Raw genomic sequence first — 21,984 nt, forward strand, 5'->3', positions numbered from 1 at the left:
TCGCCCTCGTCGCCCTCGCCGTCGGCGCCCTCGCCGTCGCCATCCGCGCCCTCGCCGTCGCCGTCCTCGTCCTCGCCGCTGTCTCCGTTGACGGAGCGGCAGGAGGCGCGGCGGCGGCGCATTCTGCGGACGACCGCGCTGCTGGCCGGGCGGGGCGGGTTCGACGGGGTGCAGATGCGGGAGGTGGCGGAGTCCTCGCAGGTGGCGCTGGGCACGCTGTACCGGTACTTCCCGTCGAAGGTGCATCTGCTGGTCGCGGTGATGGCCGACCAGTTGGAGCGGATGCACGGCTCGCTCCGCAAGCGGCCCCCGGCGGGCGCGACGCCCGGTGAGCGGGTCGCGGAGACCCTGATGCGCGCCTTCCGCGCCCTGCGGCGCGATCCGCTGCTGGCCGAGGCGATGGTCCGCGCCCTCACCTTCGCGGACGCCTCCGTCTCCCCCGAGGTGGACCGGGTCTCCGCCCGTACCCGCGCCATCATCCTGGACGCGGCCCGGCTGACCTCCCCCACCCCGGCCGAGTCCTCCGCCGTCCGCGTCGTCGCGCACACCTGGCACTCGGTGCTGGTGACGTGGCTGGCGGGGCGTTCGAGCGTCGAACAGGTACGGGGGGACATCGGGACGGTGTGCGCGCTGATGGACGGGACGCGGACGTGAGGGGCGGGAGCGGCGGAACGGGACGGTTGGCGCGGGCGGGACGGACCGCGCGGTCGGCGTGAGCGGGGCGGGCGGGACGGACCCCCACGGGCGGCACGAACCCCACGGGCGGCCCGGACCTCACGGGCGGGGCAGGCGCTGTCCGGCACGACCTGAAGCCATCAACTCACCTTGTCCACACGGGCACTTGACACACTCTGACGCTCACCGCATCGAACTGGAATCGTCCTCCGCCCGTGTATTCGGTGGAACCGCCTGAGTGGTCGCCCCCGGCCGCCCAGGACAGCTCACCCCCACTGGAGGACCTCCATGCACCTTCGACGAACCGCGAGCGCCCTCGGTGCCGCGACGGCGCTGGCTCTGGCACTCGGCGCCCCCACCGCCCAGGCCGCCGGGAGCGTCCCGCCGGAGCAGGTGGCGGCCGGCCGGATCTGCGCCGACCAGCTGGCCTCGCTCCAGGACGCCGTCTCGGAGGCCCAGTACCTGGCGCTGGAGGGCCAGCCCGTGGACTGGGACCGCGTCCACGCCGAGCTGGACGGCGCGAACGGTGCCGCCTGCGAGAGTTTCACCTCACTGACCGCCGCGCCGCTCGCCCTCGTCGGAGACCTCGTCAACTCGGCGCAGGCCTACGACGCGGCGGGTGACCACCCCGCCACCTTCTGCCCCCTCGACGATGCCGTCTGGACCCTCGGCCCCACCGCCTACGAGGTCTACAAGGCCGTGGGCATCGACCGGACCAAGCCGGTGCGCGGCACCAGTTCCTGCGCGTGAACAACGGCGGGGATGCCCGTCCGGCTGCCACCGGAGGGCATCCCCGCACGTCCACGCCGTAGGGGCGGGGGCCCACGCGACCACCTCGTCCGGCACGGGAGGGCACCGGCCGGACGGGCATGACATTCGTCACCGGGAGGCTGTCGGCACGGCCACGCTCCGGGGCCGGTCGGGCGGCCGGTAAAGTGTGCGGGTCGTCATCACAGCCGTACGGGGGAAAGCCGGTGCAATTCCGGCGCTGACCCGCAACCGTGAGCCGTCCGGGAGGACGGTGAGCCGGAACGCCTCGTTCGGATGTTGCACGGCTCACGCGTGCGGCACCCCGCCGCGCGCGGCACCGTCGAGGTCTACGGAGCCGAGCCGCCCCGGAGATACCGGTGCGCGCGCAGGCCGGTTCCCCGCGAGGAGAGGCAGTCGCCCACCATGAACATACGCCGCAAGGCCACGGCTCTCGCCGCCATCGGCCTGCTGGGCGCGGCAGCTCCCGCCACCGCCGCCACCGGGTCGCCCGCACCCCGCACCCCGGCCGCGCTGTTCGGCACGGCGGACCCCACCTATGACGGGGTGTGGCGCCAGTCCCTCTCCCTGCTCGCCGAGCACACCCTCGGCCAGCGCCCGGCGGCGAGCGCGGTCACCTGGCTGACCGGCCAGCAGTGCGCGGACGGCGGCTTCGCGGCGTACCGCGCCGACACGGCCCGCCCCTGCGGCGGCAAGAGCGGCGCCCAGCCCGACACCAACAGCACGGCAGCCGCCGTACAGGCCCTCGCCACGCTCGGCGGGCACGCCGACGCGGTGCGCGGGGGCACCGCCTGGCTGGTGAAGGCGCAGAACAAGGACGGCGGCTGGGGCTTCACGCCCGGCAGCCCCAGTGACACCAACTCCACCTCCGTGGTCGTCGGCGCGCTCGTCGCGGCGAAGCAGACCCCGGACACGTACCGCAGCCCGTCCGGCAAGCTTCCGCAGGACCTGCTCGCCGCGATGGCCCTGCCCTGCGGCACCAAGCCCGCCGCCGACGCGGGCGCCCTCGCCTACCAGCCGGACAAGAAGGGCGGGCTCGTCGCCAACGCCGACGCCAGCGCGGCCGGTGTGCTCGGCGCGCTCGGCAAGGGCTTCGTCGTCGCGCCCGCCAAGGGCGACGGCTCCGGCAAGGCGCCCGCCTGCACCGGCGACCCGGCGCACCGCACGCCCGCGCAGACCGCCGACGGCGCCGCCGCCTACCTCGCCACCGCCGTCGCCCCCTCCGGCCACCTGATGTCCGCCATGCCCGGTGCCGAGAAGCAGCCCGACTTCGGCAACACCGCCGACACGGTCGTCGCCCTCGTCGCCGCCGGACACCCGGCCGAGGCGAAGAAGCCGTACGCCTGGCTGGAGAAGAACGCCACCGCGTGGGCGAAGCAGAGCGGCCCGGCCGCGTACGCGCAGCTCGTCCTCGCCGCGCACGCGGTGGGCGCCGACCCGCGTGCCTTCGGCGGTACGGACCTCGTACGGTCCCTCGACGCGCTCGGCCCCAAGCCCGCCGCGCAGGCCCCGGCCGCCGCCGAGCACCAGGAGACGAAGAAGTCCGGGCCCGCCGTGTGGTGGATCGTCGGCGTAGGCGCGGTGGCCGGTATCGGCATCGGCTTCCTGCTGAGCGGACGCCGGAAGCGGCAGCAGCCGTGAGCCGGGGCCGCCGCACGGCAGCCGCCGTGCGCCCGGCGGGCCGTGCGGGGGCGGGAACCGCTCAACGCCCGTCGCACCGCACGGGAGTTGTCGCCACCCCGGTCCGCCGTGCGGCGGCCGTCGTGCTCACCGCGCTCGCCGTCCTGGCGGGCGCCGCACCGGCGCACGCCACCGGGTACCGCTACTGGTCCTTCTGGGAGCGGACCGGAAGCCACTGGTCGTACGCGACCCAGGGTCCCTCGACCGCCCGCCCCGAGGACGGTGCGGTGGAGGGGTTCCGGTTCGCGGTGAGCGCCGACTCGGCGGACGCGGCCCGGCCGCGCGGGGCGGCGGACTTCGGCGCCGTCTGCGCAGGTACGCCCGCGAAACCGGGCACCAAACGGGTCGCGCTCGTCCTCGACTTCGGCACCCGCGCCGACGCCCCCTCCGGGGAAACCCCTCCGGGCCGTCGTACGGCGTGCGCGCGCGTCGCCCCCGACGCGACGGCCGCCGAGGCCCTGGCCGCCACCGCCAAGCCCCTGCGCTACGACACCAACGCGCTGCTCTGCGCCATCTCCGGGTATCCCCGTACGGGCTGCGGCGAGCAGGTCTCCGGGAGCAGCGCCGGGAACGGCAAGGTGGCCGGGGGCGGTACGGGGGTGAAGGGCGACGGGGGTGCCCAGGACACCGCGTCGGCCCGGCCGGGCGACGGCAACGGCAGCGGGCCCTCTCTCGGCCTGCCCCTCGGCATCGCCGCCGTCGTGCTGCTCGGCGGCGCGGCGGTGTGGCAGACCCGGCGGCGCAGGGATGCGTGAGCGTGGGGCCCCCAGGGGTGCGACGGCAACGACAACAGGGGGGACCACCGGGGCGGAGGCCGGGGCGTGTGTCGGGGGCACCCGTCCGCATCCCCCAGGGGTACGGCTCCCCCCAGGTGCAGGGCTTTCCCCTGGGGAAGGGATTCCCCAAGGGGGACGGCTTCCCGCGCCCCGTACGTCCACGACCGCGCCCTCCGCCCCCTTCCCCCCGCCCCGCTCCCGGCACTCCGCCCTGCACCCCGGTGCCTGGTGGCTGTGGTCGCTGGGGCTCGGGACGGCGGCGACCCGCACCACCAACCCGCTGCTGCTGACCCTCCTGATGGTGGTGGCCGGTTACGTCGTCGCCACCCACCGCACCGCCGCCCCCTGGGCGCGGACGTACGGCGCGTTCGTCCGGCTCGCAGTGGCCGTGCTGCTGATCCGCGTGGCGTTCACGGTGGTCCTCGGCTCCCCGGTGCCGGGGACGCACATCCTGGTGACGCTGCCCGAAGTACCGCTCCCGCACTGGGCGCAGGGCATCCGGCTGGGCGGCCCGGTCTCCGCAGAGGCGCTGTTGTTCGCCGCGTGCAACGGGCTGAAGCTGGCCGCGCTGCTGGTGTGCGTCGGCGCCGCCAACTCCCTCGCCAGTCCGGCCCGTCTGCTGAAGTCGCTGCCGGGCGCCCTGTACGAGGCGGGTGTCGCGGTGGTGGTCGCGCTGACCTTCGCCCCGCATCTGATCGCGGACGCGCGCCGGTTGCGCGCCGCCCGCCGGTTGCGGGGCCGTCCCGACCGGGGCGTACGGGGGCTGCTCCAGGTCGGACTGCCCGTGCTGGAGGGCGCGTTGGAACGTTCGGTCGCGCTGGCCGCCGCGATGGACGCGCGCGGATACGGCCGTACCGCCGAGGTTCCGGCACGGGTCCGCCGTACGACGGCCGCGCTGCCCCTCGGCGGACTGCTGGGCGTGTGCGCGGGCACGTACGGGCTTCTCACGGCCGAAGGTGCCGGGTACGGGCTGCCGTTGCTGGCGGCGGGAGTCCTCGCGGCTCTGGCGGGGCTGAAGTTGGGCGGTCGCCGGACCCCCCGCACCCGCTACCGCCCCGAACGCTGGGACGCCCGCGCCTGGTTGATCACCCTCTCCGGTGCCGGTGCGGCGGCCCTGCTCGCACTCACCGCGACGGCCGATCCCGGCGCGCTGAACCCCCCGGTCATCCCCCTGACCGCCCCGACGCTGCCTCTGTGGCCCGCTGCGGCCGTGCTGGTCGGCCTGCTGCCCGCGTTCGCGGTGCGCAAGGAGGGGCCGTGAGACGGGCGCGGGTTCAGGGCCGCCCCGCGCACGACCGCGCCCGCCGCCTCTCCGCCCCTCAACCTTCCGCCCGGCCGCGTCCCACCTCCGAGGAGCCCCCGTCGTGATCCGCTTCGAGAATGTGAGCGTCACGTACGAGGGCATGGTCCAACCCGTCCTCCAGGGGCTGGACTTCGAGGTGGCCGAGGGTGAACTCGCCCTGCTGGTCGGCCCGTCCGGGGTCGGCAAGTCCACCCTGCTGGGCGCGGTCGGCGGACTCGTACCGCACTTCACCGGCGGCACACTGCGGGGCCGGGTCACGGTCGCGGGCCGGGACACCCGTACGCACCAACCGCGTGAACTCGCGGACGTGGTCGGCACGGTGGGCCAAGACCCGCTGGCGCACTTCGTGACCGACACCGTCGAGGACGAACTCGCCTACGGCATGGAGTCGTTGGGCCTCGCCCCGGCCGTCATGCGACGCCGGGTGGAGGAGACCCTCGATCTGCTGGGCCTCGCCGATCTGCGGGACCGGCCCATCGCCACGCTGTCCGGCGGGCAGCGCCAGCGCGTGGCCATCGGCTCCGTCCTCACCCCGCACCCCCGGGTGCTGGTCCTGGACGAGCCGACCTCCGCGCTCGACCCGGCGGCGGCCGAGGAGGTCCTCGCGGTCCTCCAGCGCCTGGTGCACGACCTCGGTACGACGGTTCTGCTGGCCGAGCACCGGCTGGAACGGGTCGTGCAGTACGCCGACCGCGTCCTGCTGCTGCCCGCGCCCGGCGCCGCCCCGCTCTACGGCACCCCGGCCGAGGTGATGGCCGTCTCCCCCGTCTACCCGCCCGTGGTGGACCTCGGGCGACTGGCCGACTGGACCCCGCTCCCCCTGACGATCCGCGACGCGCGCCGCCGGGCGCAGGGGCTGCGGGAACGGCTGGAAGGTCGGGTGGGGCAAGCGGGGTGGGTGGGGCGTGCGGGAGCTGGTGGTACGGGGAGTGGCGGGACGGGGAGTGGCGGGGGCTCATATATGGGGAGCCCCCATGTGGCGGACGGACGTGTGGCGAGCGCATATGTGGGCGACGCACATGTGGCGAACACCCATGTGGCCAGCCCAGATGTGGGCGACGCACTTGTGGCCGACGCACATGTGGTGAGCGCACACACGCCTGCCCCGGACCCCCGCGCCCCCCTGTCCTCCCCTCTCTCCCCCCTCTCCTCCCTCCGCCGTCTCTTCCGCCGTGCCCCCACGGCCGCCCCGACTCCCACCCCCCGCACCTCCTCCCCCACCCCGCCCCCACCCGTCGCCGCCGTCCGCGCCCTCTCGGTGCGCCGGGACCGCGTCACCGCCCTGCGCCATGTGGACCTGACGGTGGCCCCCGGTGAGACGGTCGCGCTGATGGGCCGCAACGGCGCCGGTAAGTCCACGCTGCTGGGTTCGCTGGTCGGGCTGGTGGAGCCGGGGGCGGGCACGGTGGAGGTCGGGGGTGCCGTACCGCACCGTACGGCGCCGCCGGAACTGGTACGCCGGGTCGGGCTGGTGCCGCAGGAGCCGCGCGATCTGCTGTACGCGGACACGGTGGCGGCGGAGTGCGTCGCGGCGGACCGGGACGCGGGCGCCGACGCGGGGACCTGCCGGGCGCTGGTCTCCGGGCTGCTGCCCGGCATCCCGGACGGCACCCACCCGCGCGACCTCTCCGAGGGACAGCGGCTGGCGCTGGCCCTCGCGGTCGTCCTCACCGCCCGCCCGCCGCTGCTCCTGCTGGACGAGCCCACACGCGGCCTCGACTACGCGGCCAAGGCCCGCCTGGTCACCGTGCTGCGCGCACTGGCCGCCGAGGGCCACGCGATCGTCCTGGCGACGCACGACGTGGAACTCGCGGCGGAGATCGCGCACCGGGTGGTGCTGCTGGCGGACGGCGAGGTGATAGCGGACGGGCCGACGGCGGAGATCGTGGTGTCGTCGCCGTCCTTCGCCCCGCAGGTCACCAAGATCCTCGCCCCGCAGCCCTGGCTGACAGTGGCCGAAGTACGGGAGGCCCTGTCGTGACCGGCCGTACACCCCGCCTCCCCGAGACCCCGCACCGGCGCACACGCCCCCACCCCCACCCGGAACCGCACCCACATGGGCCCGGCCCCCACAAGGAAGGCGCCGAACACAGCGCCACCCCCTATAGGGGCACCCCACATATAGGGACCCCACATACAGGCACCCCCCGCCGGAACCGGGCGAACACCGGTGCCCCCACCCGCGTCCGCGCCGTCCGCCTCGGCCCCCGTTCCACCGCCACCCTTCTCCTGGTGAGCGCGGTCGGGGTGGCCGGGTTCTTCTGGCCGTTCCTCGCCCCGCCGGGGTCGAGCGTGTCCGCGCACGCGGAGGACGCCCCGTGGCTGTTCGCGGGGCTGCTGCTCCTGCTGGTGGCCGTGCTGGCGGCGGCGATCTCGGAGTCGGGTCTCGGCCCGAAGGCGGTCGCCATGCTCGGGGTGCTGGCCGCGACGGGGGCCGCGCTGCGTCCGGTGGGCGCGGGGACGGCGGGCATCGAGCCGATGTTCTTCCTGCTGGTGCTGAGCGGACGGGTGCTGGGGCCGGGCTTCGGGTTCGTGCTGGGTTCTCTGACCATGTTCGCGTCGGCGCTGCTGACCGGCGGGGTGGGGCCGTGGATGCCGTTCCAGATGCTGGCGATGGGCTGGTTCACGCTGGGCGCGGGGCTGCTGCCGGGCGCCACGCGGCTGCGCGGACGCGGTGAGGTGCTGCTGCTCGCGGTCTACGGCTTCGTCGCCGCGTTCGGCTACGGCACGGTCATGAATCTGGCGGGCTGGCCGTTCATGGGTGCGCTGACCTCGAACATCGCCTTCGACGCGCACGCGTCCACGGCAGCCAACCTGGCCCGGTTCGCCGCGTACTGCGCGGCGACCTCGCTGGGCTGGGACCTGGGGCGGGCGGTCTGCACGGTCGTACTGACCCTGGCGCTCGGTCCGGCGCTGCTGCGGGCGCTGCGCCGGGCCACCCGGCGGGCCGCGTTCGAGACCACGGTCGCCTTCGAGCCCACGGCCACCGCCGAGAGCACGGGCTCCGCCGAGAGCACACCCGGGGCCGAGGACACGCCCGCCGCTGAGACCGCCGTCACCCGCGAAGCGCCCGCTGAGTGAGGGAGTGACGCCGGAGGGTCAGGCCACCGGTGAAGCACCCCACATGACGCAGCTCACCTACGACTCCGCATCGTAGACATGAATGTCCGATATGTCCGGAGCTGCACCCCACCTGACCTGCCGTTTGAGCCCCAGGTCACACGTGGGACGTTCCCCCCGCATCCGGCCACAACTAGTAAAAGGGGTCATTGCGGACGGACCGCGAGCCTGTTTCTCTGGAGCACGTCGCCAGGCGCCACGGACCCGAACGGTTCGGGCGCCGACACATACGGCCCCCGTCCTGCTCCGCGCAGCGGACCGCCCGTACCGGCGATCCACCGTCCCCGAAGCAAGAGGTTTTCTGTGTCCGTCTCCTTCATCCGCCGCATCGCCACCCCGAAGAAGGCCATCACCGCCGCCGCCGTGGCAGCCGCCACCGCGGGTCTGGCCCTGTCCGCGGCGCCCGCCCAGGCTGCGCCCATGACGGCCTCCTCCGCGCAGACGATCGCGCACAAGATGATCCCGGACGCCGCTCAGTACCGAGCGTTCAGCAACATCGTGTCCCACGAGAGCGGCTGGAACCCCGCGGCCACCAACGGTTCCTCCGGCGCCTACGGCCTCGTCCAGGCCCTCCCCGGCAACAAGATGGCCTCCGCCGGTTCCGACTGGAAGACCAACCCGGCCACCCAGATCAAGTGGGGCCTCAACTACATGAACTCCCGCTACGGCAGCCCCGCCGCCGCCTGGTCCTTCTGGCAGACCCACCACTGGTACTGAGCAGCACCCCCCAGCACCACCGGCACCCCCGCACGCACCCGGTCCTCGAAGGACGCGGGTGCGTTCGCGCGTCCGAGCCGAGCGGAAGCGAACCGGCCCGCTCCCGCACCGGCACCGGCACCAGCACCCGCTCAGGCGGAGACAGCCGCGGCGCCCTCCCGCTGTCGTACCGAAACCGCCGCCCCCACCGCCGCCCGGGGCCCCTGGAGGGCGTACGACAGGCCGAAGCCCGCTGCCACGACCAGGGCGCCGCCCACCGCGTCGAGGAGCCAGTGGTTGCCGGTGGCGACGATGGCGCAGAGGGTGAGGAAGGGGTGGAGGAGGCCGAGGGCCTTGACCCGGCGGCGGCGGGCGATGACGGCGATGACGAGACCGGCCCAGAGGGACCAGCCGAAGTGCAGGGAGGGCATCGCCGCGTACTGGTTGGTGACGGCGGTGAGCGCGCCGTAGTCCGGCTTGGAGAAGTCCTGGACGCCGTGGACCGTGTCGATGATGCCGAGCGTCGGCATCAGGCGCGGCGGGGCGAGCGGGAACAGCCAGAAGCCGATCAGCGCGAGGAACGTGGTGAAGCCGAGGGAGGCACGGGCCCAGCGGTAGTCCACCGGGCGGCGCCGGTAGAGGACGGCGAGCACGGCGAACGGGACCACGAAGTGGAACGACTCGTAGTAGAAGTCGAAGAACGCGCGGGGCCAGCCGTACGCGGCCACCGTGTGATTGACCCAGTGCTCGACGTCGATGTGCAGCAGCTGCTCGGCGCGCAGGATGATCCGCCCGTGGTGCTCGGCGAGCGCCCGCCCGGCCGCGCCCCCGTCACCGGTCGCCGCGATACGTACCTGCTGGTAGGCGGCGTAGACGACCCGGATCAGCAGGAGTTCCAGCAGCAGGTTGGGACGGCTGAGGACCCGGCGCAGGAACGGCAGCAGGGGTACCCACCGGAAGCGGGCGGGCACCGGCGCCGCGTACTCGGTGGGGACGGGCGCCCGGTAGTACGGGGAGGTGGTGGCGAGGAAGGGCACGGCGACGGCCGCGGCCAGCGCGACCAGCAGGACGAGGTTGTCGCGCAGGGAGTACAGCGCGGGCACGTTCGGCAGCATCATCCGCGCGGGCAGCGTGGTGACCAGGACGACGGCGACCGGCCAGACGTACCGGTCCGATACCCGCTTCCCGGTACGGCCCACGACGGCGAGCAGCAGCCACAGCAGTTGGTGCTGCCAGGTCGTCGGGGAGACGGCGACGGCCGCGCAGCCGGTGACCGCGACGGCGAGCAGCAGTTGCCCGTCGCGCGCGTAGCGGACGGCGCGGCGCAGCGCGAGGAAGACGACAGCTGCCGCGAGGAGAGCGTAGAGGGCGACCTCGGCGGGGCCGGTGAGGCCGAGGCGGAGGAGCGCGCCGTGCAGGGACTGGTTGGCGAGGCCGTCGGCGGGCCCGCCGAGCCCGGCCCCGGCCAGGTGGTGCACCCAGTACGTCGTGGAGTCGTGCGGCATCGCGGCCCAGGCGAGCGCGGTGGACGCGGCGAAGGCACCCACGGCCGTACGGGCGGGCCCGCGGCGGCCGGTGAGCCACAGGAGGGGGACGAAGAGGAGGACGGCGGGCTGGAGTGCGGCGGCGAGGCCGACACAGAGGCCGCCCACCCGCTCGTCCCGCGCCCACGCGTCCCGCGCGCCCGCGCCACCCACGGCCGCACCGGCGCTCACGCCCGCGCCCGCTGCCTGCGCGCCCCGCGCCCCGTCCCCGGCGGCCGAACCCGCGCCCGCACCCCACGCGGCGACGCACCCGAGAAGGACGAGAAGCACCGGAATCACGCTCGTCTGCCCGAGCCACAGCGTGTTGCGGACCGGCAGGGAGAGCATCAGCAGGCTGATGGCGACCGGGGCGGCCAGCAGCGTGGTGCGGCGACTCACCGGCCGGGGCAGCGCGCGGGCGACGACCAGGCCCAGCGCGGCGACGAGCAGCAGTGTGCCGAAGGTCCAGCCCCAGCCGAGGGTCTGCTGGGCGGCGCGGGTGAGGGGTTTGAGCACGAGGCCCGCGAAGGGGGTGCCGGTGAACCGCGTGGAGTCGTACAGCGACCCCGTGACGTGCAGGACGCCGTGCGGTCCGACCCAGGTCTCCAGGTCGGTGAGGCGGTCGCCGCTCGGGCTGGTCAGGACGCTCGCCATCTCCCGGACGGCGAGCACCGCCGCCACCGCCCACAGCGCGAGGCGGGCCGCGCGCAGCCGCGCCTCGCCCGCCGTCGCCGTACCGAATGCGCCCGCCGGTCCCCCGCCGTGTTCCACGTTCGCCACGCCTCTTCGGCCTCCCGCCCCGTCCGTGCCGCGCCGCGCTGTGCGCCGACCGTCTCCGCCAATTCCCAGAGACTCGCAGACCACCCTGTGCGGGACGCGACCCCTGTGAGGAACGCGCCCCCCGGCGAAGGACACGACCCCCTGTGAAGGACGTGGGTCATGCCCGCTGCACCTGACGCCCTCCCGGATTTGTCCGGCTGACCTTAGCCGGGGGCGGCCCCGGTTGCCGCATCCGGGCGCGACAAGGGTCACACCGGACGGCTCGCGTGCGCGCTCCGGCCAGGGACGACGTCCCTGCGTACAGCACGTTTGGCCGCGCATCGCACCTGTACGGCCACGGGACGTAACGGGCAGGGCTGCGCCTATGGTCGCTTTTCGCCCCGCCCGTCCGCCGACGCCGCTGTTACTACTGCTGGCGCCGACACCGACGCCACCGCTGTCGTCGGCGCCGTACCGGGGGGCGTGTCCCCATCCCCGACGAAAGGCAGGCGAGCCCCGTTTTGGCGTCCGCTACCGCCGTCACCCGGCCTTCGAGCGCCGCGCGGACCGCACAGGTCCCCGCGGGCGCCACCGTCACCGATCCCGCCCTGGTGCGGCGCGCCGTACAGGCCGCCGCGGTCGGGAACGCGATGGAGTGGTTCGACTTCGGCGTCTACAGCTACATCGCGGTCACCCTGGGGAAGGTCTTCTTCCCCTCCGGCAACCCGACCGCGCAGTTGCTCTCGACGTTCGGGGCGTTCGCCGCCGCGTTCCTGGTACGCCCGCTGGGCGGGCTGGTGTTCGGCCCCCTGGGCGACCGGGTGGGGCGCCGCAAGGTGCTCGCCCTGACGATGATCATGATGGCGGCGGGCACCTTCGCCATCGGCCTGATCCCCTCCTACGCCTCGATCGGCGTCGGCGCTCCCCTGCTCCTGCTGGCGGCCCGGCTGGTACAGGGCTTCTCCACGGGCGGTGAGTACGCGGGTGCCACGACGTTCATCGCGGAGTACGCACCCGACAAGCGGCGCGGATTCCTCGGCAGCTGGCTGGAGTTCGGCACGCTGGCGGGGTACATCGGCGGTGCCGGTCTGGTCACCCTGCTGACCGCGCTGCTCTCCTCCGCCGACCTGCTCTCCTGGGGCTGGCGCGTACCGTTCATGATCGCGGGCCCGATGGGTCTGATCGGTCTCTATCTGCGGATGCGGCTGGAGGAAACCCCGGCGTTCGCGGCGGAGATGGAGAAGGCGGAGACGCGGCGGCCCAAGGTGCCGCTGCGCGAGATGGTCACCGGTCAGTGGCGCTCGCTGATCCTCTGCATGGGTCTGGTGCTGGTCTTCAACGTCACCGACTACATGCTGCTGTCGTACATGCCGAGCTACCTCACCAGCGAACTCAGGTACGGCGAGACGCACGGGCTGCTGGTCGTCCTGGGCGTCATGGCCGTGATGATGGTCGTACAGCCCTTCGCGGGCGCCCTGACCGACCGGGTGGGCCGCCGCCCGGTGATCGCGGCGGGCTGCGCGGGCTTCCTGCTGCTGTCGGTCCCGGCCCTGCTGCTGATCCGCCAGGGCAGTCTTCTCGCGGTGGCCCTCGGCATGGGCGCCCTCGGCCTGCTGCTGGTCTGCTTCACCGCCGCCATGCCCGCCGCCCTCCCCGCCCTCTTCCCCACCCGCGTCCGCTACGGCTCGCTCTCCATCGGCTTCAACGTCTCCGTCTCCCTCTTCGGCGGCACCACGCCCCTGGTGGTGACGGCCCTGATCGGCGCGACGGGGAACCTGATGATGCCCGCGTACTACATGATGGCGGCGGCCGTGATCGGCGGCTTCGCGGTCTGGCGCATGCGGGAGTCCGCGGGCAGGCCGCTGCCGGGCTCGGCCCCGGCGGTGGACCCGCGGTAGCGGGAGTACGGGCGCGGGGGCCGCGCGCCTTCCCCGAGGGCGCGGCCCTGGGGAGAGCGCGGCCCCGGGAGAGTGCGGCCCTGGGGAGGCGCGGCCTCAGCCGATCCCCCGGTCAACTCCGGGCCCCAGCAAGGCTTCCGGCAGAGCGGTCCCCCGCTCCCGCAGGTGCCGCAGAGCCGCCGCGAGCGAGTAGCAGTCGAAGAGGGCCGAGTGTTCGGCCCCCTCGGCGGCCGGGCGGGGAAGGCCGAGGGCCTGCCAGAGACGGCCGGAGTTGGCGGTGACCGTGGCCGGGGCGACGGCGTGCAGCCAGGGCCGGAGCGTAGAGAAATGGGCACCGAAACAAGAAGGGGTGACGGTCTCGCCCCGCGCGCGGGCCCACCCGATGTTCTCCCCGAGGACGACCATGTCGTTGCCGTACGAGAACGCCGAGCGCCCCTCGCAGAAACCCAGGAAGTCGCTCAGCGCCCGCGCGGGCGGGACCCCCTCCGCGTCCAGAACGCGCTGCTCGATACCGGTCAACTCCTCGAAGAACGGGGAGAGCCGGGGGTTCATCACCGGCCGGACCAGCACCTCGTACTCCGCCACCACCGACAAGTCCTCCCGCACCCGCAGCGCCCCGATCTGCACGATCTCCCGGAACTGCCCCTCCCCTCCCCAGTCCTGCGCCAACGCCCCTTCCCAGGAGGTGAATTCGAGGTCGTACAGCACGAACGTGCGCAACGCGGGCTTCCTTCCGGGCAGCGGCCTGACGGCCGGACGACCTCGTGGCCGGACGACCTGACGGCCGGATGGCCTGACGGCCGGATGGCCTGATGGCCGGGGTGATCCGCCCAGGATGCCCGCTCAGAGGGGCGAGGACCGCCGGGGCCCGCGCAAACGGTCGGCGGACGGCCGCCGGGTCCCCCGCTGCCCCACCACCTCCGTAGGGCTACCCCCCGCCTGGATCGGCCCGCTCGCCCCACCGCGCCGCGCGCCCCTCGTCTGGCAAGGTGGACACCGGGGCGGGCCGGGCCGTGACGGAGCGGTGGCGGCCCTTATGGAGAGGCGGCCCGGACATGAACGGCTCGGAGCACTGGGACACGGTGGACGCGTACTTCGGCGCGGCGCTGGCACGGGAGGACGAAGCGCTGGGGGCCGCGCTGCGGGAGAGCAAGGCGGCGGGGCTGCCGCCCATCGCGGTCTCCCCCACCCAGGGCAAGCTGCTGCGACTCCTCGCGGAGATCCAGGGCGCCCGGAACATCCTGGAGATCGGCACCCTCGGCGGCTACAGCACGATCTGGCTGGCCCGCGCGCTCCCGGAGGACGGCAGACTGATCAGCCTGGAGTACGACCCGGTCCACGCCGACGTCGCCGTACGCAACCTCGCCCGCGCCGGACTGGACCGGATCACGGAGGTGCGGGTCGGAGCCGCGCTGGACTCCCTGCCGAAACTGGCGGACGAGAACCCGCCCCCGTTCGACCTGACGTTCATCGACGCGGACAAGGTGAACAACCCGCGCTACGTGGAGTGGGCGCTGCGCCTGTCCCGCGCGGGCAGCCTGATCATCGTGGACAACGTCGTGCGCGAGGGCCGGGTCGCGGACCCTGCGGACACCGACCCGAGCGTCGTCGGCACCCGTGCGGCGATCGACCTGATCGCCACCCACCCGCGCCTGTCCGGCACCGCGGTGCAGACGGTCGGCAGCAAGGGGTACGACGGGTTCGCGCTGGCCCGCGTCCTGGCCTGAGATCCGGCGGGGCAGCCGGGCCGGGAGCCCCGCCCGCTCGCTCGCTCGCTCGCTCCGGTGCCGGGTCGCTCGGTGGGCTGCGCTCAACCCTCGTGGTAGAAGCCGACGTTGACGCTGCGGGGTGCCGTGCGGTCCTGTACGACGACCTCGCCGGAGCCGCCGCGCGGCAGCTGCACGGTCTGCCCGTAGCCGACGGTCTGCGCGTACTCCCCGACGATCAGCCGCACCTCGGACGACGGCTCGGCCTGCGAGCCGCGCAGCCAGGAGAGGTGCCAGCCGCCCTCCGGCCCGCACAGGAACTCCAGGTGCACCCGGGAGACGAACAGCCAGTCCTCGGGGCAGACAAGTCGGCACACGGACCCGTCCCGGCCGACCCGGAGCACGCTGCCCGGCTCACTGGGCGCCTCGGCCATCGACATACCCGCGGTGGCTCCCGCCTCGGCGCCGGTGACGGTGGCCATCGTCAGTTCGAGCACGTGCGTTCCCCCTGAGGAAGCTGCGACGTCCGGGACGTCCCGCGGGCGACGGTCCGCTGCTCGGGCCGCCGCCGAATGATAAAACGCCCGGCACGATCACGTCCGGCACAATGGGTTCATGACCGAGCGAAAGCCACCGGGTGTGCCGTTCGAGTCCTGGGTGGACAAGCAGATCCGCGACGCGCAGGGACGCGGGGAGTTCGACTCCCTGCCGGGTGCGGGCGAGCCACTGCCCGCCGATCTCTACTCCTCCTACGACGAGTTGTGGTGGGTCAAGCGGAAGATGGCCCGCGAGGGCCTCGCCGTGCTGCCGCCCGCACTGGCCCTCCGCAAGGAGGCGGAGGACGCCCTCGAAGCGGCATACGCGGCCCCCTCCGAACGCCTGGCCCGCAAGATCATCACCGAGGTCAACGTCAAGATCAGCGAGATGATGTTCAAACCCCCGCCCGGCCCGCCCCTCGGCAAGAAGCCGTACGACGTGGAGGAGGTCGCCCGCGAATGGCGCCGCCGCAGGGCGGAGACGACCGCAGCGGTGACGGAGCCACGGGCCGAAGCCGGACCCTGAACCGGGCCCGGAGCCACGTGCGCGTCGGCGGCCGGGGCGCCCTGACCGGCGGGGCGACGGGAGCGGCGTACGGCGGAGAGCCGGGGTCCTCCCGCGTACGGAGGGACCCCGGCTCGATGTGCCCGTGGGGACGGGTCAGAGGTGGAGCAGGCGACCGGCCAGTTCGCGGTAGTCGCGCAGCGCGAGACGGAGCTGTTCGGTGTCCGTCTCGTGGCCCGGCGTCTTCTCCTCGCCGGTCTGCCAGGACCGGCGCAGGGTGCTGCGGCGGCGGCTGACGGCCTCGCTCAGCCGGGAGGCGATCTCCTCCAGCTCACGGTCGGCCTCCTCCACGGCGGCTCGCGGTCCGTCCACGAACCCGGCGGTGGTCTGCCGCAGCCGCTGCTCCCACTGCTCGGCCTCCTCGTGGGGCAGCAGGGTCGGCTCACCGCCGTCGGCGGCGGTGTCCGCCGTGCGCGCCGAGTCGTGGCGGCCCGTGCGGTCGCCCTCGGACGGCATCCGGCGGTCGGCGTTGCCCACGCCACGCATGTCACTCGTGCCACGCGGGTCACCCATGCCACGGGCGTCATCCGTGCCGCGCGCGTCGCCGAAGCCGCGCGGGTCGTCCGTGCCACGGGCGTCGTCGTCCATACCGCGCGGGTCACGCGTGCCGCGCACACCGCTCGCGCCCTCGGTCCGACCCATGCCCTCGGCCATGCCGTCGGTCCCGCGGCCGGGCATGCCCTCGGTCCTGCCCGTGCCGCCGGGGGCCGTCGTGCCGAGCGTCTGCTCGCCGCGCGCGTCAGCAGTGCCGGAGGTGTCCCAGCCCGCGCCCCGCTGCGAGGCCGGGGTCCCGGCGGTGGCTTCGGTGTACGGCTCGGCGTCCTGGTGGGCGCCGGTCCGGCCGCTCGCGCCGGTGTCCGTCATGCCGCCCCTAGGGGTGTCCGGGTCGATGGCCGTGCCGCGCTGCTCCGGGGCCGGGGGCGCGGTCCAGTCGCCGTGGGCGGTGGAACCGGCGGGCCGCTGTCCGGCGGTCGGGTCGGAGCGGTTCCAGCGGTCCTCGCCCATGTCCCGGACGCGGGGGTCGTCGCCGGTGGCCGTCTCGCCGGTCCGGCCGCGCCGGAGTTCGTCGGTGTCGCTTCCGGTCGGGTTCTGGCGCCGTTCGGCGCCCAGCCCGGTGTCCCTGTCCTGCGCCATGTCTCAACTCTCCTTCGGGTGGCCCTTGTGGGAAGACCACGGCATGTGGGAGCGGGTCTGTGACGTACCGGCGCCGTGTCCCGTACCGGCGCCGACCGCGGTCCTGCCGTCGGCGGACGCGTCCGCGTCCGCCCCGTGACGGCCGTTCCGGCCGCCGTTGTCGTCGATCAGGTCGTCGAACAGCGCGCGGGCCTCCACGAGTGCCGTGCGCAGTTCCTCGGTGCCCCGGTTCTCGCCCGCGCCCACGGTGGCCATCCGGTGGACCCGGCGGTAGCCGTCGAGGTGGTGGGCGTGATGCACGGAGAGCGCGTCGAGCTGTTCGTCGCGGTGGCCGGCGTCCGGGTAGCCACGGGCTCCGGCGACCTCGGCGAGCAGGCCGTCCGCCTCGGCGACCGCCTCGCGCGGCGCCTGCACGAAGTGCTCCTGCACCGCCGCCCAGCGCACCGTGTACCGGTCGCGCTCGGCGGGCTCCAGCGGACGTTCGCGGAGCTTGCCGTGGCGTTCGACGCGCTCGGTCAGTTCCCGCTCGGCGGCCTTGGTGTCGCCGTCGTGCCGGGCCACCGTCCGCTCGTACTCGGGTCCGAAGCGCCGCTTGAGGTTGGGGCCGCCGTGCCCGCCGCGGGCACGCAGCGCGAGGCCGGCCGCGACGAGGACCACGACCGCCACGATCACGATCAGAACGATGATCATGCCTGTGGACATGGTTGCCTTCCGGATCTGACCGGCCCCGCTGGCCGGTACTCCATCCGGGTGACCCGTAGCCCGGTCGGCAAACGGTGTGTGTCACGGTGGTACGGGCGCGGGGGCAGCGCATAACCGGTTGCGGAGGGTGCGCGCCCGCGCCCGAGAATGGCCCGCATGACCTGGACGACCGCCCCGGAACCGTACGACTCGCCCGCCGCGACCGCCCTCTGGCGGGCGTACTACACCGAGGTCAGCGACCGCTGGTACCTCCTGCACGAGGGCCGCCGTACCGACCCGGCCGAGCTGGAGCGCGAGGTGGCCGCCCGGTCGGGTGCCGAACTGGCGCCGCCCACGGGCGAGTTGATCGTCGGCCGATACGACGGCACCCCGGCGGGCACGGCGGGCGTACGCCTCCTCGCCCCCGGCACCGCCGAGCTGACCCGCGTCTACATCCGCGAGGAGCTGCGCGGCCGGGGCGGCGCCGCCCTTCTGGTGGCGGCGGCCGAGGAGTCCGCCCGCGCTCTGGGCGCCGACCGCGTCGTCCTCGACACCCGCACCGACCTCACCGAGGCCCGCGCCCTCTACGCCCGCCTCGGCTACGAGGAGACGGCTCCCCACAACACGGACCCGTACGCGGGCCACTGGTTCCGCAAGGATCTGCGCGCGCGGTGCTGAGGGGGCCGGACCTCGTCCCGGCGAGCCGGAACGGCCCCGGGGGGCCGGGCCTCACCCCGGGGAAGCCGTACGCCCCTCCGCCCCCGGCCGCTCGCGTTCCGAGCCGCAGAGTTCGCCCGTGAGGTCCTTGACGAGCCGGGTGAGGTCGGTGGAGCGGGTGGGATCCCACCAGTCGCCGAGGAGTTCGGCGAGGGAGTCCTCGCGGGCGGCGGCGAGCCGTTCGGCGGTCTCGCGCCCGGCCGGGGTGAGGGTGAGGTCGAGCCCGGCGCGCCGCACCAGGTGCCGTTCCTCGACCTGCCGTTCGGCGTCGAGTATGGCCTGCATCGGGACGTCCGTCCGCTCGGCCAGCACCGACGGCTCCACGGACCCGTACTTGCGGATGCGCAGCAGCAGCCAGGACGCGGCGGGCAGCAGGTCGTATCCGGCGCGTTCGGTGATCCTCTGGTAGATCTCGCGCCGCCCGTCCCGGGTGCCCAGCACCGACAGCGCGCGGCACACCTCGTCGTAGGAGGAGCGCTGGACGGGGTTGGGCGGGATGGTCTCGGAGGCGTCCGGCGCGGTCACCGAGCCGCGCAGCCGGTCCTCCTTGAGGAACCAGGCGAGCAGGAAACCGACGGCGGCGACGGGGGCCGCGTAGAGGAACACGTCGGTGATGGACACGGCGAAGGCGTGCAGCGCGGGCGGGCGCAGACCGGGCGGGAGCAGGGCGATGCTCCGGGGGTCGGCCTCCAGCCGTCCGGGGGTGACACCGGCGGGCAGCGGCACGCCCCGGAACGCCTGGGCGAGCCGGTCGGCGAGGCTGCTGGAGAAGAGGGTGCCGAAGATGGCGACGCCGAAGGAGGCGCCGATGGAGCGGAAGAAGGTGGCGCCGGAGGTGGCGACGCCGAGGTCCTCGTAGGAGACGGCGTTCTGCACGATGAGGACGAGGACCTGGAGGACCAGGCCGAGTCCGAGGCCGAAGACGAAGAAGTAGACGCTCATCTCGGCGGTGGTGCTGAACTCGGTGAGCCGGTGCAGCAGGAGCAGGCCGATCGCGGTGACGGCGGTGCCCGCGACGGGGAAGACCTTCCAGCGGCCGGTGCGGCTGACGATCTGCCCGGAGATCGTGGAGGACAGCAGCAGGCCGACGACCATCGGCAGCATGTGCACACCGGACATGGTGGGCGAGACGCCGTGCACGATCTGGAGGAACGTCGGCAGGTAGGTCATCGCGCCGAACATGGCGAAGCCGACGATGAAGCTGATGACGGCGGCGAGGGTGAACGTCCGGACGCGGAACAGCTTGAGCGGCAGCACCGGTTCGGCCGCGCGCCGCTCGACGGCGACGAACGCGACGGCGAGGAGTACACCGACCACGGCGAGCCCGATGATCTGCGGCGAGCCCCACCCCCACGTCGTACCGCCGAGGGAGGCGACCAGGACCAGGCATGTGGCGACGGCGGCGATGAGCGCCGTGCCGAGGTAGTCGATGACATGGCGGGCGCTGCGGCGCGGAATGCGCAGCGCGGTGGCGATGACGACGAGCGCGACGATGCCGAGCGGAAGGTTGACGTAGAACACCCAGCGCCAGCTGAGGTGTTCGGTGAAGAGTCCGCCGAGCAGCGGGCCGAGGACGCTCGTCGCGCCGAAGACGGCGCCGAACAGGCCCTGGTAGCGCCCGCGTTCGCGGGGGGTGACGATGTCGCCGACGATGGCCATCGACAGCACGATCAACCCGCCGCCGCCCAGGCCCTGGAGAGCCCGGAAGCCGATCAACTCCGGCATGCTGCGGGCCATTCCGCAGAGTGCGGAGCCGATCAGGAAGATGACGATGGCCGCCTGGTACAGCTTCTTGCGGCCGTACTGGTCGCCGAGTTTGCCCCACAGCGGGGTCGCGGCGGTGGAGGCGAGCAGATAGGCGGTCACCACCCAGGACAGGTGCTCAAGGCCGCCCAGATCGCTGACGATGGTGGGCAGTGCGGTGGACACGATGGTCTGGTCGAGCGCGGCGAGCAGCAGTCCGAGCAGCAGCGCGCCGATCGACACGAGCACGTTGCCGGAGACGCCCTCGGCGGGTGTGAGGTCCCGCGCCGCCGTGTCGTCCGTGTCCAGGGTCATCAAAGCCTCCCGAGGCCGTTGGGCACACCCTCCATCGTGGGCGGTCTTGGCGGTTATGGCCTGTTGAGTCCCGCACGCCCCGGAACCGCGCTCTGTCCCCGGGGGCCACTTGTGGAGAAGATCTGCATAAACTCCGGACATCCCGAGGGGGTCGGGGTGTACCCGGATCGAGGGTTCGAGGGGTGGGGACGAGCGTGACGGAGACGAGCGGCCGACTGTGCCCGGTGTGCGGAGCGGCGCGTGCGGCGGACCACAGTCCGTCCTGCGACTGCGGCGCGAGGGCGTCCGACGCGCTCCGCGCCGCCCGCACCGCGGAGGCGGCAGCGGCGGAGGACTTCGATCCCCTACGGATACGCCCGTACGTGGGAACACCGGAGCGGGGCGCGGGCTCCGGCGCTGCGGGCGGCACCCCCTACGGCGGGACCGGCGGGACCGGCGGGACCCACGGGGACGGCGGGACCGGCGCACAGGTGATCCTGGGACGCGAGCGGACGCCGGGAACCCTTACGGGCGGCCCCCAGGGGCAGGGTCCCGCACCGACACCGACACCCACACCCACACCCACGGCGGGCGTACCCGCGCCCGAGCACCCGGCCGAGGTGACGACCCGCCTGCGCCCGGTCCGCGCCCCCGCCGGTGCGGACGTACGCCTCTTCGACCGGCTCCCGGCGGACGGCGCACCCCCGCACCCCCGGACCGACGGCCCGCCGCCGGGTGGCCGGGGCCGCCGCCGCAGGCCGCGCCGCCGCGCCCTGCTGAGCGCGGCGGGCGCGGGAGCGGCGGTCATGGCGGCGGCGGGCGTGGCGAGCGGCCTGTTCTCCTACCACACGCCGACCCGCGACCGAGCGGCCCAGGAGCTCCGGGAGAGCGTCCCGGACGCGGCGACCCCGGACACGGCGTCGGGGGCCACGGCGTCGGTGCCCGGTTCGGCGGGAGGTACCGGCACCGGCACCCGCACGGTCGCGGAACGCCCCCGCGCGACGGAGTCGGCCCCGACGGCCTCCCCCACCGCGACGGCGAGCGCGACCACCTCGCCGTCCCCCACGGTGTCCACGTCGGCCCCCGAGCGGACACCGCGCCCCCCGGCCGGGACGGCCACGGCGACGACCGACACGGTCACCGCCCCGGCCTCGCCCCCGAACCTCGCCCCGGACACGGCCACGGTCCTCTCGCGCGGCAGCCAGGGCGACCAGGTCAGCCAACTACAGGTCCGCCTGCGCCAGTTGTACGTGTACACCGGCCGCATCGACGGCTACTACTCCCGCTCCCTGGAGCGCGCCGTCCGCACCTACCAGTGGGCACGCGGCCTGACCACCGACCCCTACGGGGTGTACGGGCCGACGACCCGGCAGGCCCTGGAGGCGGAGACCACACTCCGCTGGTGAGCGG

At 74.2% G+C, this 21,984-nt stretch carries 19 protein-coding genes; 13 read left to right on the plus strand and 6 right to left on the minus strand.

The genetic code is table 11. The features are described from left to right. Window positions 1-78: 78 nt before the first annotated feature. From KUM39_RS05060 to KUM39_RS05095, 8 genes are all read left to right on the plus strand, one after another. Window positions 79-654, plus strand: a complete 576-nt coding sequence (locus tag KUM39_RS05060; protein ID WP_246619640.1) for a TetR family transcriptional regulator — start codon at window positions 79-81, stop codon at window positions 652-654. A gap of 309 nt (window positions 655-963) precedes the next feature. Beyond that, the gene (locus KUM39_RS05065; RefSeq protein ID WP_217784152.1) at window positions 964-1,425 is read left to right on the plus strand and encodes a hypothetical protein; all 462 of its coding nucleotides are present in this window, start codon (window positions 964-966) and stop codon (window positions 1,423-1,425) included. A gap of 423 nt (window positions 1,426-1,848) precedes the next feature. Further along, entirely contained in the window at window positions 1,849-3,084 is a 1,236-nt protein-coding gene (locus KUM39_RS05070) for an SCO2321 family membrane protein (RefSeq protein ID WP_217784153.1), read from the plus strand. A gap of 122 nt (window positions 3,085-3,206) precedes the next feature. Next, window positions 3,207-3,878: an SCO2322 family protein gene (locus tag KUM39_RS05075; protein WP_217784154.1), complete on the plus strand. Its 672-nt coding sequence runs from the start codon at window positions 3,207-3,209 to the stop codon at window positions 3,876-3,878. Further along, window positions 3,871-5,160 (plus strand): CbiQ family ECF transporter T component, encoded by a 1,290-nt coding sequence (locus KUM39_RS05080; RefSeq protein ID WP_504740060.1) that lies wholly within the window; start codon window positions 3,871-3,873, stop codon window positions 5,158-5,160. Before KUM39_RS05075 ends, KUM39_RS05080 begins: the two co-directional genes overlap by 8 nt. A gap of 103 nt (window positions 5,161-5,263) precedes the next feature. Next, on the plus strand, window positions 5,264-7,183 hold the full coding sequence (locus tag KUM39_RS05085) for an ABC transporter ATP-binding protein (protein WP_217784155.1): 1,920 nt from the start codon (window positions 5,264-5,266) through the stop codon (window positions 7,181-7,183). 140 nt (window positions 7,184-7,323) lie between these two features. After that, window positions 7,324-8,283 carry an ECF transporter S component gene (locus tag KUM39_RS05090; protein WP_217784237.1) on the plus strand — a complete coding sequence of 320 codons (960 nt, stop codon included), beginning with the start codon at window positions 7,324-7,326 and terminating at the stop codon, window positions 8,281-8,283. Between the two features lie 342 nt (window positions 8,284-8,625). Then, window positions 8,626-9,039, plus strand: a complete 414-nt coding sequence (locus KUM39_RS05095; protein WP_217784156.1) for an aggregation-promoting factor C-terminal-like domain-containing protein — start codon at window positions 8,626-8,628, stop codon at window positions 9,037-9,039. A 131-nt stretch (window positions 9,040-9,170) separates the two neighbouring features. Here the strand turns inward: KUM39_RS05095 and KUM39_RS05100 are convergent, their stop codons facing one another. Then, on the minus strand, window positions 9,171-11,321 hold the full coding sequence (locus KUM39_RS05100) for a bifunctional glycosyltransferase 87/phosphatase PAP2 family protein (RefSeq protein ID WP_217784157.1): 2,151 nt from the start codon (window positions 11,319-11,321) through the stop codon (window positions 9,171-9,173). Between the two features lie 500 nt (window positions 11,322-11,821). Between KUM39_RS05100 and KUM39_RS05105 the strand changes: the two genes are divergently transcribed. Next, complete coding sequence (locus KUM39_RS05105) at window positions 11,822-13,198, plus strand: MFS transporter (protein ID WP_217784158.1); 1,377 nt, start codon at window positions 11,822-11,824, stop codon at window positions 13,196-13,198. 96 nt (window positions 13,199-13,294) lie between these two features. Here the strand turns inward: KUM39_RS05105 and KUM39_RS05110 are convergent, their stop codons facing one another. Further along, window positions 13,295-13,918, minus strand: coding sequence for a 3'-5' exonuclease (locus KUM39_RS05110; RefSeq protein WP_217784159.1), 624 nt, complete (start codon window positions 13,916-13,918; stop codon window positions 13,295-13,297). Window positions 13,919-14,253: 335 nt separating this feature from the next. On the opposite strand from KUM39_RS05110, the gene KUM39_RS05115 reads away from it, so the two are divergent. Next, window positions 14,254-14,925, plus strand: coding sequence for an O-methyltransferase (locus KUM39_RS05115; protein ID WP_217784160.1), 672 nt, complete (start codon window positions 14,254-14,256; stop codon window positions 14,923-14,925). An 83-nt stretch (window positions 14,926-15,008) separates the two neighbouring features. On the opposite strand, the gene KUM39_RS05120 is transcribed toward KUM39_RS05115, so the two are convergent. Next, entirely contained in the window at window positions 15,009-15,401 is a 393-nt protein-coding gene (locus tag KUM39_RS05120) for an FHA domain-containing protein (protein ID WP_217784161.1), read from the minus strand. A 118-nt stretch (window positions 15,402-15,519) separates the two neighbouring features. On the opposite strand from KUM39_RS05120, the gene KUM39_RS05125 reads away from it, so the two are divergent. Further along, window positions 15,520-15,966, plus strand: a complete 447-nt coding sequence (locus KUM39_RS05125) for a DnaJ family domain-containing protein (protein ID WP_217784162.1) — start codon at window positions 15,520-15,522, stop codon at window positions 15,964-15,966. 135 nt (window positions 15,967-16,101) lie between these two features. Here KUM39_RS05125 and KUM39_RS28060 read toward each other — a convergent pair whose 3' ends face one another. Beyond that, a complete protein-coding gene (locus tag KUM39_RS28060; protein ID WP_246619594.1) occupies window positions 16,102-17,139 on the minus strand; it encodes a hypothetical protein in 1,038 nt (345 codons plus the stop codon). Between the two features lie 3 nt (window positions 17,140-17,142). Beyond that, entirely contained in the window at window positions 17,143-17,841 is a 699-nt protein-coding gene (locus KUM39_RS05135) for a hypothetical protein (protein WP_217784163.1), read from the minus strand. 156 nt (window positions 17,842-17,997) lie between these two features. Here KUM39_RS05135 and KUM39_RS05140 point away from each other — a divergent pair, with 156 nt between their 5' ends. After that, window positions 17,998-18,498: a GNAT family N-acetyltransferase gene (locus KUM39_RS05140; RefSeq protein ID WP_217784164.1), complete on the plus strand. Its 501-nt coding sequence runs from the start codon at window positions 17,998-18,000 to the stop codon at window positions 18,496-18,498. Window positions 18,499-18,549: 51 nt separating this feature from the next. Here the strand turns inward: KUM39_RS05140 and KUM39_RS05145 are convergent, their stop codons facing one another. Beyond that, window positions 18,550-20,595, minus strand: coding sequence for an MDR family MFS transporter (locus tag KUM39_RS05145; protein ID WP_217784165.1), 2,046 nt, complete (start codon window positions 20,593-20,595; stop codon window positions 18,550-18,552). Window positions 20,596-20,789: 194 nt separating this feature from the next. On the opposite strand from KUM39_RS05145, the gene KUM39_RS05150 reads away from it, so the two are divergent. Next, the gene (locus KUM39_RS05150; RefSeq protein WP_217784166.1) at window positions 20,790-21,980 is read left to right on the plus strand and encodes a peptidoglycan-binding domain-containing protein; all 1,191 of its coding nucleotides are present in this window, start codon (window positions 20,790-20,792) and stop codon (window positions 21,978-21,980) included. Window positions 21,981-21,984: the final 4 nt, after the last annotated feature.

This window comes from Streptomyces corallincola (assembly GCF_019104725.1).
Lineage (GTDB): Bacteria > Actinomycetota > Actinomycetes > Streptomycetales > Streptomycetaceae > Streptomyces > Streptomyces corallincola.

Excerpts from the sequence above, each read along its gene's own strand:
- KUM39_RS05135 (WP_217784163.1), bottom strand. The coding sequence starts at position 17,841 with ATGTCCACAGGCATGATCATCGTTCTGATCGTGATCGTGGCGGTCGTG.
- KUM39_RS05115 (WP_217784160.1), top strand. The coding sequence starts at position 14,254 with ATGAACGGCTCGGAGCACTGGGACACGGTGGACGCGTACTTCGGCGCG.
- KUM39_RS28060 (WP_246619594.1), bottom strand. The coding sequence starts at position 17,139 with ATGGCGCAGGACAGGGACACCGGGCTGGGCGCCGAACGGCGCCAGAAC.
- KUM39_RS05070 (WP_217784153.1), top strand. The coding sequence starts at position 1,849 with ATGAACATACGCCGCAAGGCCACGGCTCTCGCCGCCATCGGCCTGCTG.
- KUM39_RS05125 (WP_217784162.1), top strand. The coding sequence starts at position 15,520 with ATGACCGAGCGAAAGCCACCGGGTGTGCCGTTCGAGTCCTGGGTGGAC.
- KUM39_RS05140 (WP_217784164.1), top strand. The coding sequence starts at position 17,998 with ATGACCTGGACGACCGCCCCGGAACCGTACGACTCGCCCGCCGCGACC.
- KUM39_RS05080 (WP_504740060.1), top strand. The coding sequence starts at position 3,871 with ATGCGTGAGCGTGGGGCCCCCAGGGGTGCGACGGCAACGACAACAGGG.
- KUM39_RS05145 (WP_217784165.1), bottom strand. The coding sequence starts at position 20,595 with ATGACCCTGGACACGGACGACACGGCGGCGCGGGACCTCACACCCGCC.
- KUM39_RS05065 (WP_217784152.1), top strand. The coding sequence starts at position 964 with ATGCACCTTCGACGAACCGCGAGCGCCCTCGGTGCCGCGACGGCGCTG.